The sequence below is a fragment of the Pseudomonas sp. SLFW genome (assembly GCF_009905615.1).
Classification (GTDB): domain Bacteria; phylum Pseudomonadota; class Gammaproteobacteria; order Pseudomonadales; family Pseudomonadaceae; genus Aquipseudomonas; species Aquipseudomonas bambusae.
Genome location: NZ_JAAAKW010000012.1, coordinates 12,472 through 26,210, shown reverse-complemented (window position 1 = coordinate 26,210; position 13,739 = coordinate 12,472). Strand labels below are relative to the sequence as shown.

Genomic DNA, 13,739 nt, shown 5'->3' with positions numbered 1-13,739 from the left:
AGACTAGCAGCTAGCACAGGATTATCTACGTGCGTGGATTAAATATTTCAAAATGTGTGTTTTTTCGAGGATAACGTCGTTTTTCTGTCCGTTTTTGAAACAGATCGACGCAAAAACCGTTTTGCAGAGCGCTCTCAGGGCGTAACGATTTTGTGTCACATTCTGTGTCGCCGCATGAGCGCAAAGGCTATTCCGGGCCAAAAAACGGCTCTTCAAGCCCTTTGACGCCGGGTTGCAGCGCGAACACCCCACCGGCCAGTGGCTGATCGTAAAGGTCGCCACCGGGACGGATCGAGGTCACGAACAACGTGTCCAGGTCACGGCCTCCAAACGCACACATGGACGGCTTTTTCACGGGAACAGACAGTGATCGATCCAGCGTGCCCGCCGGGGTAAAACGGTGGATGACCCCTTCGTCATTGCCGCAGATCCAATAGCAGCCGTCAGCGTCCACAGCGGCGCCATCGGGGCGACCGGGATAGAGGTTCATGTCCACGAACAGACGACGATCACGGGGCATCCCGGTGTCGATGTCGTAATCGAACGCCCAGATTTTCTGCACGTTAGGGTGAGAATCCGAGAGGTACATGATCTTCCCGTCGGGGCTGAAACCCAGGCCGTTGGGAACAATCAGGTCAGTGATTCGAGGCGTGAGCGGTTCGCGCTGATCGCGGCTGTAGCGATACAGCGCGCCGACCGACGACGCAGCGGCCATGTCCATGACCATCGTGCCCGCCCAGAAACGGCCTTGACGGTCACAGCGCCCGTCGTTAAAACGCATGTTGGGGTGAGGGTGTTCGACGTCGATCAGTCGTTCGGACGTGAGCGTTCCATCCTCTGCGGGGCGAATCCGAAACAGGCCATCTTCCATACCCGCGAGCCAGGTGCCGTCGCCGTAACTGGCGATGCAGGCGAGCATCTGCGGCGCTTCCCAGCTGTCCGTGCGCTGGTCATCCAGCCGATAGCGATGGAGTTTTTTCGCTGGAATGTCCACCCAATAAAGCGCGTTGTCACGGGCGCTCCAGACCGGGCACTCGCCGGTGGCGTTGCGCGCGTCGAGGATCAGCTCAGCCTGCATCGGGAATATTCCACAAGGTTGATGAAGGGGCGAACGGCCAACGTCGGGCTGGCCGTTGCAGGGGGAAATCACTGATCGCCGAAAGGTCCGGACGCCACGAACGCGCCGCCCTGATACACCATCGCTGGGTCATCGGCAGCCGGCGCCGGTTGCGCCTCGACCTTGGCGCGGAACTGTTCGGAGCTGTCTTTGGGTTGGTAGTCCAGGTGATTGGCCAGACGGTTGTCCCACCAGACCTTCGCGTTGTTGGACGCGCCGTACACCACGGTGTGACCGACATTCGGCGTGAACAGACCGCGCTCGATCAGCTGGGTCAAGTCGTCGTAGCTCAGCCAACTGCTCAGCATTCTGCGGTTCTGCGCTTCCGGGAATGAAGAGCCGATCCGGATACTCACCGTTTCGATGCCGTAGCGATCGAAATAGAAACTGGCCAAGTCTTCCCCGTAGGATTTCGACAGGCCGTAGTAACTGTCTGGCCGCTTCACAGCGCTGGCGTCGATGGTTTCGTCCTGGCGGTAGAAGCCGATCACGTGGTTGGAGCTGGCGAAGATCACCCGTTTCACGCCGTGCCGACGCGCCGCTTCGTAGAGGTGATAGGTGCCGCAGATGTTCGGGCCGAGGATGTCTTCGAACGAGTGCTCAGTGGACACACCGCCGAAATGCACGATGGCATCGACGCCTTCGACCAGATGATGAACGGCAGCTTTGTCCGCGAGATCGCAGCGCTGCACTTCTTCGTGAGCGCCAGCGGGCGCCATGTCCGCAATGTCGGAGAGGCGAATGATCGTGGCGTAGGGGCGCAGGGTTTCGCGCAACACTTTGCCGAGGCCGCCAGCCGCGCCGGTGAGCAGCAGGCGATTGAAAGGGGAATGGGCGTTGGATTCGGTCATCGTGAGAAGCCCTTGTTTACGATTTGTTGTTATTGATGTCGTAAGTTGTCGTATGACATAGCGAGGGATTATCGGCAGGGGTAACGAAATTTGTCAAACCGCCTGGCGGTTGCTCCGTTTTCTGGTTGTCGTACTGGTCTCTTTCCGACATGAAATCCGGACTAGGCAAAGATTCAGCAAACCATTCTTCCCAATCAACCTCGTCGATTTCGTCGTCTACATCTTCGCCCATGCTCCCATCCTCCCCGTTTAGCGCGTCCAATCGCGAAGCGGGAAGAGTAGTCGGCTGCGCATTTACTGTCTTCTTCATCCAGTTGCTAACGCCCATTTTCTCTGCTAATTTCAAAAATGTTAACGATGACATTTCCGCTTAAACAATAAAAACAACGGGATTTTTCGCTATGACAACTCGCCTCAAGAAAGGCTTTTCCACCGTTCTTTGCTCCCTCGCCGTGGCTGTGGCGTGCGCCGGTTCCTTCTCCGTTCAGGCGGCTGACGCCAAAAGCGGCCCGCTGAAAATCGGTGCCTCGTTCCAAGAGATCAACAACCCCTATTTCGTGACCATGAAGGACGCCCTTCAGGACGCCACCGGCAGCATCGGTGCGACGTTGTTGGTCACAGACGCACGCCACGATGTTTCCAAGCAGATCAGCGACATCGAAGACATGCTGCAAAAGGGCATCGACATCCTGATCATCAACCCGACCGATTCGGTGGGTGTGCAATCCGCCGTGAAGCAGGCCCATGACAAAGGCGTCGTGGTGGTGGCGGTCGACGCCCAGGCGGACGGTCCGCTGGATTCCTTCGTCGGTTCGAAGAACTACGACGCGGGTGTTCAGGCCTGTGAATACCTGGCCACGAACATCGGCGGCAAAGGCGACGTCGGCATTCTCGACGGCATCGCCGTGGTGCCGATCCTCGAACGCGTTCGCGGTTGCAAGGACGCACTGGCCAAGCACCCGGATATCAAAATCGTCAGCATTCAGAACGGCAAGCAGGAGCGTGATCAGGCACTCAGCGTGACCGAGAACATGCTTCAGGCGCAGCCGAATCTGAAAGGCCTGTTCAGCGTCAACGACAACGGCTCACTCGGCGCTCTCGCTGCCATCGAATCCAGCGGCATGGACGTCAAGCTGACCAGCGTCGACGGCGCGCCGGAAGCGGTAAAGGAAATCCAGAAGCCGAACAGCAAGTTCATCGCCACCTCCGCTCAATACCCGCGTGACCAGGTGCGTCTGGCCCTGGGCATCGCACTGGCCAAGAAGTGGGGCTCGCAAGTGCCCAAGGCCATCCCCGTCGACATCCTGCTGGTGGATCAGGCCAAGGCGAAGACCTTCAGCTGGTGACGGAACCGTCGCTGTTCGCCTGACGTTTTTCAGGTGGGGCGAACAGCACGGGTCTGAGCAATTTCTGCTTTGACGAGGTGCCCATGAGCTGCCTTCTGCAACTGGAAAACATCTGTAAAAGCTACCCCGGCGTGCACGCGCTCAAGTCGATCAACCTGTCGGTCGAGCGCGGCGAGATTCACGCGTTGCTGGGGGAGAACGGCGCGGGCAAATCCACGCTGATGAAAATCCTCGCTGGTGTCGAACATCAAGACAAAGGCAGCATCCTCATCGACGGCGCCGAGCAGCATTTCGCGACCTACAACGAAGCCATCGCGGCGGGCATCGGCATCGTGTTTCAGGAATTCAGCCTGATCCCGTACCTCAACGCGGTGGAAAACATTTTCCTCGGCCACGAAATCGTCAACGGTTTTGGCCTGCTGCGCAAAGGCGAGATGCGCGAGAAAGCCATCGCGCTGTTCGACCGGCTCGGGGTGAAGATCAACCTCGATTGCTCGGTGCAGCACCTGAGCGTGGCCGAGCAGCAATTCGTCGAGATCGCCAAGGCGCTGGCCCTCGAAGCGCGCCTGCTGATTCTCGATGAGCCGACCGCCACCCTGACGCCGTCCGAAGCCGAACTGCTGTTCGACATCATGCGCGAGCTGAAAAATCAGGGCGTGGCGGTGATCTTCATCTCCCATCACTTGGAGGAAATCTTTCAGGTCTGCGACCGCATCAGCGTCTTGCGCGACGGCGCCAATGTCGGCGCGCTGACCGTGGCCGACAGCGACATTGATACCCTCGTCGAGATGATGGTCGGGCGTCGTCTGGAAGCCAGTTTTCCGCCCAAACCCACCCAGCCGCGCGGCGCTGTAGTGCTGCAAGTGCGCGACATTCAGCTGACCCGCAACGGTCCGCACAACAGCTTCAACCTGCACAAAGGCGAGATTCTTGGTTTTGCCGGTCTGGTCGGTTCCGGGCGCACGGAGCTGGCGCTGGGCGTGATCGGCGCGCTGCCGGTGGTGAGCAAGGACGTGCTGTTGCGTGGCCAGCCAGTCAACCTCAGCGACCCTGCCCATGCGCTCGCCAATGGCATCGGCCTGCTGCCCGAGAGTCGCAAGAGCGAAGGGCTGATCGTCGATTTCAGCATTCGCGAAAACATCTCGCTGAACAACCTGGGCAAGTACGAAAGCGCCGCGCACTTGCTCGACCGGCACAAGGAAGATGCCACCACCACCGAGCTGATGAAGCAGCTGTCGATCAAGGCGCCGACCTGCGAAAGCCGCGTGCTGAACCTCAGCGGCGGCAATCAGCAGAAGGTGGTGATCGCCCGCTGGATCAATCACCACTGCGACATTCTGATCTTCGACGAGCCGACCCGTGGCATCGATGTGGGCGCGAAAGCGGAGATCTACACCCTGATGCGCAAACTCACCGAACAAGGCTTCGCGATCATCATGATCTCCTCGGAACTGCCGGAAATCATCGGCATGTGCGATCGCGTGGCCGTCTTCAACAAGGGCGCCATCGTCAACGTGCTGCAGGCGAGCGACATCAATCCCCAGGAAGTGATGCGCCATGCCACCGGGAGTCTGAACAGTGAACACGTCCATTAAAACCATGACTGCACAACCCAACCGCATGAAGCTCAACTTCGCTCAACTGATCCGCTCACCGGCGTTTTACCCCTTCGTCGGGCTGGTGGTGGTGACGGTCTTCATGATCTTCGCCAGCGACAAATTCCTCACCGGCGCGAACCTGGAAAACATCGCGAGACAGGTGTCGATCAACGCGATCATCGCCGTGGGCATGACCTGCGTGATCCTCACCGGCGGCATCGATCTGTCGGTGGGGCCGGTTATGGCGCTGTCCGGCACGCTGACCACGGGCTTGATGGTCGCAGGCGTTCCGGCGCCGATTGCGATCCTCATCGGCTTGCTGATCGGCGTGGGTTTTGGCGTGGGCAACGGCATCTTTGTCGCTTACCTGAAAATGCCGCCGATCATCGTCACCCTCGCGACCATGGGCATCGCCCGCGGCCTGGGTTTGATGTACACCGACGGCTACCCGATTTCCGGGATGCCGGACTGGTTCGCCTGGTTCGGTCGCGGCACGTTATTCGGCATTCAGGTGCCGATCCTGATCATGCTGCTGACCTACTTCTTCGCCTGGGTGCTGCTGCAGCACATGCGCATCGGGCGCTACGTCTACGCCATCGGCGGCAACGAGGAAGCGGTGCGTCTGTCTGGCGTGCGGGCGTCGCGCTTCAAGCTGCTGGTGTACTCGATCAGCGGGCTCACGGCGGCGATTGCCGGTCTGGTGCTGTCGTCGCGTTTGATGAGCGGCCAGCCGAATGCCGGGGTCGGTTTCGAGCTGGACGCCATTGCCGCCGTGGTGTTGGGCGGCGCGTCGATTGCCGGTGGTCGCGGCGTGATCATCGGCACGCTGGTCGGGGCCATGCTGTTGGGTGTGCTCAACAACGGATTGAACATGCTCGGCGTGTCGCCTTACGTGCAGAGCGTGATCAAGGGCGGAATCATTTTGCTGGCGATTTTCATCAGTCGGCAGCGGCATAAATAAACCGATTTTGAACATTCATACCGGCTCCCACACAAGAGCTGCGTACACATGACTTCTCTGAACAGGTGAACCGACATGGAACAAAACACAAAAACCACCATGCAAGCCGTCGTCTGCCACGCGCCAAAAGACTACCGTCTGGAGCGCATCACCAAACCGGTGGCGCGCATCAACGAGTTGGTCATCCGCATCGGCGCCTGCGGCATCTGCGCCAGTGACTGCAAATGCCATTCGGGCGCGGCGATGTTCTGGGGCGGCGAAAGCCCGTGGGTCAAGGCGCCTGTGGTGCCAGGCCACGAGTTCTTCGGCTACGTGGATTCAGTAGGTGAAGGCGCTGAAGAGCACTTCGGCGTGAAGGTCGGCGACAAGGTCATTGCCGAGCAGATCGTGCCTTGCGAGAAGTGCAAATTCTGCAAATCCGGCAAGTACTGGATGTGCGAAGTGCACAACATTTTCGGCTTCCAGAAAGACGTGGCCGAGGGCGGCATGGCGCAGTACATGCGCATCCCGAAAACCGCCATCGTGCACAAGATTCCCGAGTCCGTTTCGCTGGAAGACTCCGCACTGATCGAGCCGATGGCCTGCTCGATTCACACCGTCAATCGTGGCGACGTGCAGCTCGACGACGTGTTGGTGATTGCCGGGGCGGGCACGCTGGGTCTGTGCATGGTGCAAGTCGCCGCGTTGAAGACGCCGAAGAAACTAGTGGTCATCGATATGGTGGATGAGCGTCTGGAGCTGGCGAAGAAATTCGGCGCCGACGTGGTGATCAACCCGAGCCGCGACAACGCCCGCGAGATCATCAATGGCCTCACCGACGGCTACGGCTGCGACGTGTACATCGAGACCACTGGCGTGCCGGTCGGCGTGACCCAAGGCCTGGACCTGATTCGCAAACTGGGGCGTTTCGTCGAGTTCAGCGTGTTCGGCGCCGAGACCAGCGCCGACTGGTCGATCATCGGCGACCGCAAGGAACTGGACGTGCGCGGCGCCCACCTGGGGCCGTATTGCTACCCGATTGCCATCGACCTGTTCGAGCGAGGGCTTGTGACCTCCGAAGGCATCGTCACGCACGACTTTGGCCTGGATGACTACGCTGAAGCGTTCGAACTGGCAAATTCGACCAAGTCGATCAAGGTGCTGCTCAAGCCGGTGGCAGGCGCCTGAGATCGGGGCGCGCCTTACACCGCTTCGCGAATGAGTTCGCTCCCACAGGAGAATGGCGATCCTCCCGTGAGGGCGAATGTGCCCGCAATTGCAGCGGTAAGAATGTGCCCATCAGGTTGGAACGCGATCCTTCTGTGGGAGCGAATTCATTCGCGATGACATCGGTACAAGCGCCGAAGATCCTCCGATTTACCCAATAACAAGAGAGCGCACGAAGATGAAATACGTCATTGGGGTCGACATCGGCACCCAGAGCACCAAGGCATTGCTGGTGGATGCTCAGGGCCGGATCGTCGCGCAGCACAGTCACGGCTACAAAGTCGATACGCCCAAACCGCGCTGGGCCGAGCAGTGGCCGCAGGTCTGGCTCGATGCGGTGGAAATCTGCGTCGCCGCCTGCATGACAAAAAGCGGCGTGCCGAAAGACAGCGTCAAATCCCTCTGCGTCAGCAGCCTGTATGGCGGCTCCGGCATCGCCGTCGATGCGCAGATCAAACCGCTTTACCCCTGCCTGATCTGGATGGACCGCCGCGCCGAAGAACAGGTTGCGTGGGTCAATCAGAACGTCGATCTCGAACGCCTCTACGCGATTACCGGCAACTCGGTGGACAGCTACTACGGCTTCACCAAAATGCTCTGGCTCAGAGACAAACAACCCCGAATCTGGGCCGACACCCGCTACTTGCTGCCGCCTAACAGCTACATCAACTACTGCCTCACGGGTGAGGTGGCGGTGGATCACAGCTCGGCGGGCAACATCGGCGGCGTCTACGACGTCGAAGCGCGAGGCTGGTCGGCGGAGATGCTCGACGCACTGGGCATTCCTCAGTCGATGATGCCCGAACGCCTCGTGCATTCCGGTGATGTGGTCGGTGACCTGCTGCCGGAATGGGCCGAACGTCTGGGCCTGCAAGCCGGCATCCCGTTGCTCGGCGGCGGCGTCGATGCAGCGATGGCGACCTTCGCGGCGGGCGTCACCCAAGCGGGCAACCACGTCGCCATGATCGGCACCAGCATGTGCTGGGGCTACCTCAACCAGCAGGTCGATGCGCGCCATGGTCTGGTGAGTTTTCCTCACGTCTTCAACGGCGCGAAAGACCTCTACATCTTTGGCGGCGCGATCACGGCAGGGGCTTCGGTCAGCTGGTTTCGCGAGCAGTTCTGCCAAGCCGAAGAACAGCAGGGCCGCGAGACCGGCGAGGACAGCCACGCCATCCTCGAACGTGCCGCGACGAAGATTCCCGCAGGCAGCGACGGCGTGCTGTTCCAGCCTTATCTGATGGGCGAGCGCAGCCCGGTATGGGACCCGAAAGCCAGCGGCAGCTTCGTCGGCCTGACCCTGTTCCACAGCCGCATTCATCTCTATCGCGCAGTGCTCGAAGGCGTGACCTTCGCGTTGCGGCACAACATCGAGGCGGGCACCAAAGGCGCGCAATCGCTGGACCCGCAGCTGATCGTGGTCGGCGGCGCAAGCCATTCGGACCTGTGGATGCAGATCATCGCCGACGTCACCAACTTCCCGGTCTACACCATCGTGCAGGAGGTCGAAGCGGCGCTCGGCGCGGCGCTTCTGGCCGCCCATGCGGTGGGGTTGGTGGACGACGCGCAAGCGCACAAAGGCTGGGTTCAACTGGAACGTCGCGCCGAACCCCAGGCGGAAAACGTCGCGCTGTACTCGCGGCTTTTCGCTGATTACGTGGCGCTGTACCCGGCGCTCAAACCGATCATGCATCGCCTTCAGGGAGCGTGAATGTGAACACCGCACAGTTTGATTTCAGCGGCCAGCGCGTGCTGGTGACCGGCGCCACCAGCGGCATCGGTCGCGAGGTCGCGCAGCAACTCTTGGCCAGTGGCGCCGAGGTATATGCCTTGGGGCGCGACGCGACGGCATTGCTGGACATGGCCGATCAGGGTTGCCAGGTGTTGCGAGTGGATGTGGCAGATCATGCGCTCCTGGCCTCGCTGCTTGCGGAGTTGCCGGTGATGAACGGGCTGGTCAACTGCGCGGGCATTTCCATCCTCGAAGCGGCGACCGAGGTCAGCGCAGCGGCCTTCGATCAGGTCATGGCGGTTAACGTGCGGGCGTCGGCGATGGTGGCCGGAAGCGTGGCCAAGGCGATGATTGGCGAGGGTGTGAAAGGCAGCATCGTGAACGTGTCGAGCCAGGCGTCATTGGTGGCGTTGGACGATCACCTGAGTTACTGCGCCTCCAAAGGCGCGATGGACGCCATGACCCGTGTGCAGTGCGGCGAGTGGGGCAGGCACGGGATTCGGGTCAACAGCGTCAACCCGACCGTGACCCTCACGCCGATGGCGCAAATGGCCTGGAGCGAGCCGAGCAAGCGTGACCCGGCCCTGGCCGCGATTCCGTTGGGGCGTTTTGCTGAAACGGCGGAAGTGGCGGCACCGATCCTGTTTCTGTTGAGTGATGCGGCGTCGATGATCAGTGGGGTGTCGTTGCCGATTGATGGCGGGTATACCAGTCGGTAACAATGTGAACACGAACCTCACTGTAGGAGCGCGGCTTGTCCCGCGATCTGGCGCGCAGCGGCAGCAAAACCGGACGCCGTGGTCTTTCTGAATAATTGGGGGACAGGATTTACGGCTACTGCGCAGCCGATCGCGGGACAAGCCACGCTCCTACAGTTTTATGAAGCGGTGCCATTCTCCAACTCTCCCACAATCACCACCTTCGCCTTCGGCAAGAACCGATCCTGAATCCGCTCCAACAGCAGCTTCACTGCACCGCTCCCGGCCTGCGACGCATCGTGAGCGATACAGGCAATCGGAATGCCGAAAATGTCCGCGAAGGGCAGCCGGTCGATGCCGCAGATGGGCAGGCTGTCGTGGGCGATGCCGCGATCTCGCAACGCACGCATGGCGCCGAGGGTGATCAACTGGTTGAAGCCGAAAATCGCGTCTGGCGCGGCGTGTGTGCTGAGGTAATCCAGAGTGCTCCGGTGCGACGGCTCAAGGGTGTAATCGCCCGTGAACACATCCAGCTGCACGTCTTTGCCACTCTCGGCCAGCGCCGCTTTCACGCCCTTCAAACGTTCTTCGGAAATCCGCGAATGAGCAGGGCCCGTCAGTACCAGCAACCGTTGTAATTCCGGGCTCTTCGCCAATAGATAGCGTGCGCCTTTCAGGCCGCTGTGGAAGTTATCCAGCACCACATGGCTGAACGGGCTGCCATGCAGTGCGCGGTCCAGTTGCACCACCGGAATGTCGCCGTTGCTCAAACGGCTCAGGTATTGAGGCTGGTATTCGGGCTCGTCCGACACCGGTGACAACACGATGCCCGCCACGCGATAACTGAGCAGCGTGTCCACCGCCTTGCGCTCCAGCTCTTCCGAGCCATCGGTGTCCACCAGCATGATTGTGTAGCCGTGCTTCTTCGCCTCGCGGGAAATGGCCTTGATCATCTCGCTGTAAAACGGGTTGTCCACCGACGCCGTGATCACGCCGATGATCATGCTTTCGCTGCGTTTCAGGCTGCGGGCGAAGGCGTTGGGCACGTAGTCAAGCTCGTGGGCGACTTCGAGGATGCGTGCCAGCGTGGCGGGCTTCACCAGATCGGGTTTGTTCAGCGCACGGGACACGGTGACCGGGGTCATGTTCACGCGGCGGGCAATGTCGGAAATGGTGACGGGAGTCTTTTTGCTCATGAACTTCGGGCAGCCTTGGATCGGGACAACACGCGGGCGACGTCGGCAGTGTCTGATTGCGCAAGGCTAGCACGATGAGGGGCGGCAGAGGTCACACGACTGGAAGGAATGTTATCGTTTTCATCGCTGGCCTGATCGGTTCATCCGGACTGTTGGCCGCATCACGATGCTTTCCTGAGGGAAAGCTTTTCGACGTTTTGTATGCAATCTGTCCATAATGTGTGTCCGTTTCTTTCGATTGGAGGGTTCATGACCTTGCCCGCATCGCCGTCTTCCCGGGATTTCTTCATCGCCGCTGCGGCCTTGTTGATCACCATGGTCGGCACAACGCTGCCCACCCCGCTGTACGCGATCTATCAGGAACGTTTGGGGTTCGATGCGAGTTGGTTGACGATCATTTTTTCGATCTACGCCGCCGGTGTGATCTCGGCCTTGTTGGCCGTGGGGAGTTGGTCCGATCAGTTGGGGCGTCGGCCGCTGCTGTTTGCCGGGCTGTGCATGGGGGCGATCAGTGCGCTGATTTTTCTGTTTTCCGACTCGATTGGCGGGCTGCTGATCGGGCGCCTGTTTTCGGGTTTTTCAGCGGGAATCATGACCGGCACCGCGACGGTTGCCGTGATCGAGCTGGCGCCGAAAACCTGGAAAAACGCCACGCTCATGGCGACGGCGGCCAACATGCTGGGTCTGGGACTCGGGCCGATGCTGGCGGGCTTCACGTCGCAGCACCTGGCTGATCCGCTGCACCTGATTTTCTATGTCCATCTCGCGTTGTTGCTACTGGCAACACTCGGCATCGCGCTGATTCGGGAAACGGTACAGCGTCCCCCGCAACGCCGATTGACCATTCAGAAACCCTCGGTTCCGGCCTCGGTGCGCGGCGTGTTCATCTCGGCGTCGATTGCCGGGTTGGCGGGTTTCAGCGTGGCCGGGCTGTTCACCAGCATGGTGCCGTCGGTGATGATCCACATCATGGGTATCCACGGTGGTTTGCTGATTGGTGCGGTGAGTGGGCTGTTTTTCGTGGCGTCGATTATCGGTCAGGCATCGCTGCAGTGGCTCCCCAAACCGTCGCACATGACGCTGGGCTGCGTGGGTCTGATCCTGGGGATGATCTGCCTCGGACTCGGCATCGCCACAGCGCATGTACTGCTGTTGGTGGGCGCGGGTCTGTTCGCCGGTATTGGTCAGGGCATGATCCTGCGTGCGGGCATGGGCGCCGTGACAGCCAGCAGCCCGCCGCATCAGAAGGCCGCAGTGACGTCGGCGTTTTTCGTGGTGCTGTACATCTCGATTTCCGTGCCGGTGGTCGGCGTCGGGTTCAGCGTGCGGGCGTTTGGCTTGCCCCATGTCGGCGAGTTTTTCGCGTCGCTTGTGGCGTTGGTGGCCGTGGTCGCGATGATCTGCATGAAGCGTGTGCAGGCTCGCCAGACCGCTGTGGCCTCCATTGGAGGGTGAGCGATGGAGAGGGTGAGCGATGGGCGTTAAAGTTGGCCTGATCTCAGACACCCACGGGCTGCTGCGGCCTCAACCGTTGGAGGCGTTGCAGGGGTGCGACTACCTGATTCATGGCGGCGACATCGGCAAGCCGGAGATTCTTGAGGCATTGAGGAAGATCGCGCCGCTGACCGTCGTGCGAGGCAACAACGACACCGACGACGCTTGGGCTGCGGACGTACCGTTCGAGGCGGCGCTGCGGATTGGCGACGTCGGGATTTACGTCACCCACATCCTCGCCGACGTGCCTGAAACGCTGCCGCCGGACATCCGGGTCGTCGTCACCGGCCACTCCCACAAGCCGCTGCAACAGCTGCGTCACGGTGTGCTGTTCATCAACCCCGGCAGCGCAGGGCCTCGGCGCTTCAAATTGCCGATAACGGTGGGCGTGTTGCACATCGACGGGCTTGAGGTGCGCGGGGAATTGATTGAGCTGGATTTGGGCCAGTGAAAAATGAAACCTGTGGGAGCGAATTCATTCGCGAGACGTGTGTACAGCCGATAAATCTGCGTCGGATGTACTGGCCTATCGCGAATAAATTCGCGCCTACAGGGAAATCACTCAGATGATGAACCCCAGCCCGCCTTCAATCACTTCGCAATCGGGTCCAACCCACTCGCCTTGATCGCGGGTGCAGCCGCCGACGAACTCAGAAACTCCAGAAACTGCCTGGCCTGTTCCGGGTGTTTGCTTTTGGCGACCACGCCCGCGGAGTAAAGGGTCATCTGCTGCGCTTGATCGGGGATCAGGCCGATGATGTCGATGCCGTCCACCGGCTTCAATTCGCTCAGTTGCTGGAAGCCGATTTCCGCGTCGCCGCGTGCGACCACTTCACCCACCGGTTCGGCCGGGATCATGCGGCTCTTGCTTTGAATGCGGTCAGCGATATGCATCTGATTGAACAGCACGCGGGACAGGTAAACGCCGCTGGCGCTGTCGGAATAAGCGATGCTCTTGGCGTCTAGCAGGGTCTGCTTGAAGGCTTCCATGGTGCTGATGTCAGGGTGCGGCGCGCCATGTTTCACGGCCATGGCGATGTAGGATTTGCCCAGGTCCACGCGGCTTTTCGGATCGACCTGGCCATCTTTAATGAGCTTGTCCAGCGCAGCGCCCACCATCAGCACCACGTCGGCGGGTTCCTGGCGAGCGAGGCGGTTCGGGATGGCCTGTGGGGTCGCGCCCATCGACGGCGCGACCTCGCCTTGCAATTTCACGCCCACGCGTTGTTCGTAGTCCGGGGTGACAGCTTTGAAGGCGCCCATGATGCCGCCGGAGCTGAGAATGGTCAGTTGGACAGGGGCCGGAGGGGTGGCCGCCTGGACGAAAGCCGCTGGAATAAAAGTGACGGCGGCGCTCAACAGATAAGGCAGAATTTTTTTCATGAAAATGAACCTGACAGTTTGAAAAGTGGCTCTGACGAAATAAAAGCAGCGCGGGCAGTATGTGGCAATTGTGCGATGAGTAAATCCCTTTGTTGCGATCACCGTTTCACAGACGGCATTTTCGGGCGCAGGTTCATTCGCCCGAGACGGGCTGAAA

13 protein-coding genes are annotated in these 13,739 nt (G+C 60.3%); 8 read left to right on the top strand and 5 right to left on the bottom strand.

Annotated elements, in window-relative coordinates:
• Window positions 1-187: 187 nt before the first annotated feature.
• The 3 genes from GVN17_RS20270 to GVN17_RS20260 form a co-directional block, all read right to left on the bottom strand.
• Window positions 188-1,078 (bottom strand): SMP-30/gluconolactonase/LRE family protein, encoded by an 891-nt coding sequence (locus tag GVN17_RS20270; protein ID WP_166597040.1) that lies wholly within the window; start codon window positions 1,076-1,078, stop codon window positions 188-190.
• 68 nt (window positions 1,079-1,146) lie between these two features.
• Complete coding sequence (locus tag GVN17_RS20265) at window positions 1,147-1,968, bottom strand: NAD(P)-dependent oxidoreductase (protein ID WP_166597039.1); 822 nt, start codon at window positions 1,966-1,968, stop codon at window positions 1,147-1,149.
• A 16-nt stretch (window positions 1,969-1,984) separates the two neighbouring features.
• Window positions 1,985-2,200 carry a hypothetical protein gene (locus GVN17_RS20260; RefSeq protein ID WP_166597038.1) on the bottom strand — a complete coding sequence of 72 codons (216 nt, stop codon included), beginning with the start codon at window positions 2,198-2,200 and terminating at the stop codon, window positions 1,985-1,987.
• A gap of 169 nt (window positions 2,201-2,369) precedes the next feature.
• Here GVN17_RS20260 and GVN17_RS20255 point away from each other — a divergent pair, with 169 nt between their 5' ends.
• The 6 genes from GVN17_RS20255 (at window position 2,370) to GVN17_RS20230 (ending at window position 9,530) form a co-directional block, all read left to right on the top strand.
• Window positions 2,370-3,314, top strand: a complete 945-nt coding sequence (locus tag GVN17_RS20255) for a substrate-binding domain-containing protein (protein ID WP_166597037.1) — start codon at window positions 2,370-2,372, stop codon at window positions 3,312-3,314.
• An 83-nt stretch (window positions 3,315-3,397) separates the two neighbouring features.
• Window positions 3,398-4,909, top strand: coding sequence for a sugar ABC transporter ATP-binding protein (locus tag GVN17_RS20250; protein ID WP_166597036.1), 1,512 nt, complete (start codon window positions 3,398-3,400; stop codon window positions 4,907-4,909).
• A 4-nt stretch (window positions 4,910-4,913) separates the two neighbouring features.
• Complete coding sequence (locus GVN17_RS20245; protein WP_166597132.1) at window positions 4,914-5,873, top strand: ABC transporter permease; 960 nt, start codon at window positions 4,914-4,916, stop codon at window positions 5,871-5,873.
• A gap of 75 nt (window positions 5,874-5,948) precedes the next feature.
• Window positions 5,949-7,040 (top strand): alcohol dehydrogenase catalytic domain-containing protein, encoded by a 1,092-nt coding sequence (locus GVN17_RS20240; protein WP_166597035.1) that lies wholly within the window; start codon window positions 5,949-5,951, stop codon window positions 7,038-7,040.
• A 217-nt stretch (window positions 7,041-7,257) separates the two neighbouring features.
• Window positions 7,258-8,790 (top strand): FGGY-family carbohydrate kinase, encoded by a 1,533-nt coding sequence (locus tag GVN17_RS20235; protein WP_166597034.1) that lies wholly within the window; start codon window positions 7,258-7,260, stop codon window positions 8,788-8,790.
• A 2-nt stretch (window positions 8,791-8,792) separates the two neighbouring features.
• Window positions 8,793-9,530 (top strand): SDR family oxidoreductase, encoded by a 738-nt coding sequence (locus GVN17_RS20230; RefSeq protein WP_166597033.1) that lies wholly within the window; start codon window positions 8,793-8,795, stop codon window positions 9,528-9,530.
• Window positions 9,531-9,688: 158 nt separating this feature from the next.
• Here the strand turns inward: GVN17_RS20230 and GVN17_RS20225 are convergent, their stop codons facing one another.
• Window positions 9,689-10,705, bottom strand: coding sequence for a LacI family DNA-binding transcriptional regulator (locus tag GVN17_RS20225; RefSeq protein ID WP_166597032.1), 1,017 nt, complete (start codon window positions 10,703-10,705; stop codon window positions 9,689-9,691).
• Window positions 10,706-10,954: 249 nt separating this feature from the next.
• Between GVN17_RS20225 and GVN17_RS20220 the strand changes: the two genes are divergently transcribed.
• Together GVN17_RS20220 and GVN17_RS20215 are read left to right on the top strand one after the other, a co-directional pair.
• Window positions 10,955-12,160, top strand: coding sequence for an MFS transporter (locus tag GVN17_RS20220; RefSeq protein WP_166597031.1), 1,206 nt, complete (start codon window positions 10,955-10,957; stop codon window positions 12,158-12,160).
• Window positions 12,161-12,179: 19 nt separating this feature from the next.
• Window positions 12,180-12,650, top strand: a complete 471-nt coding sequence (locus tag GVN17_RS20215; protein WP_166597030.1) for a metallophosphoesterase family protein — start codon at window positions 12,180-12,182, stop codon at window positions 12,648-12,650.
• A gap of 140 nt (window positions 12,651-12,790) precedes the next feature.
• On the opposite strand, the gene GVN17_RS20210 is transcribed toward GVN17_RS20215, so the two are convergent.
• Window positions 12,791-13,582, bottom strand: coding sequence for a substrate-binding domain-containing protein (locus tag GVN17_RS20210; RefSeq protein ID WP_166597029.1), 792 nt, complete (start codon window positions 13,580-13,582; stop codon window positions 12,791-12,793).
• Window positions 13,583-13,739 lie beyond the last annotated feature (157 nt).

What these genes read in the sequence shown, in the direction of transcription:
- GVN17_RS20270 (WP_166597040.1), bottom strand. Translation starts at nt 1,078, where the DNA reads ATGCAGGCTGAGCTGATCCTCGACGCGCGCAACGCCACCGGCGAGTGC.
- GVN17_RS20265 (WP_166597039.1), bottom strand. Translation starts at nt 1,968, where the DNA reads ATGACCGAATCCAACGCCCATTCCCCTTTCAATCGCCTGCTGCTCACC.
- GVN17_RS20260 (WP_166597038.1), bottom strand. Translation starts at nt 2,200, where the DNA reads ATGGGCGAAGATGTAGACGACGAAATCGACGAGGTTGATTGGGAAGAA.
- GVN17_RS20255 (WP_166597037.1), top strand. Translation starts at nt 2,370, where the DNA reads ATGACAACTCGCCTCAAGAAAGGCTTTTCCACCGTTCTTTGCTCCCTC.
- GVN17_RS20250 (WP_166597036.1), top strand. Translation starts at nt 3,398, where the DNA reads ATGAGCTGCCTTCTGCAACTGGAAAACATCTGTAAAAGCTACCCCGGC.
- GVN17_RS20245 (WP_166597132.1), top strand. Translation starts at nt 4,914, where the DNA reads ATGACTGCACAACCCAACCGCATGAAGCTCAACTTCGCTCAACTGATC.
- GVN17_RS20240 (WP_166597035.1), top strand. Translation starts at nt 5,949, where the DNA reads ATGGAACAAAACACAAAAACCACCATGCAAGCCGTCGTCTGCCACGCG.
- GVN17_RS20235 (WP_166597034.1), top strand. Translation starts at nt 7,258, where the DNA reads ATGAAATACGTCATTGGGGTCGACATCGGCACCCAGAGCACCAAGGCA.
- GVN17_RS20225 (WP_166597032.1), bottom strand. Translation starts at nt 10,705, where the DNA reads ATGAGCAAAAAGACTCCCGTCACCATTTCCGACATTGCCCGCCGCGTG.
- GVN17_RS20220 (WP_166597031.1), top strand. Translation starts at nt 10,955, where the DNA reads ATGACCTTGCCCGCATCGCCGTCTTCCCGGGATTTCTTCATCGCCGCT.
- GVN17_RS20215 (WP_166597030.1), top strand. Translation starts at nt 12,180, where the DNA reads ATGGGCGTTAAAGTTGGCCTGATCTCAGACACCCACGGGCTGCTGCGG.
- GVN17_RS20210 (WP_166597029.1), bottom strand. Translation starts at nt 13,582, where the DNA reads ATGAAAAAAATTCTGCCTTATCTGTTGAGCGCCGCCGTCACTTTTATT.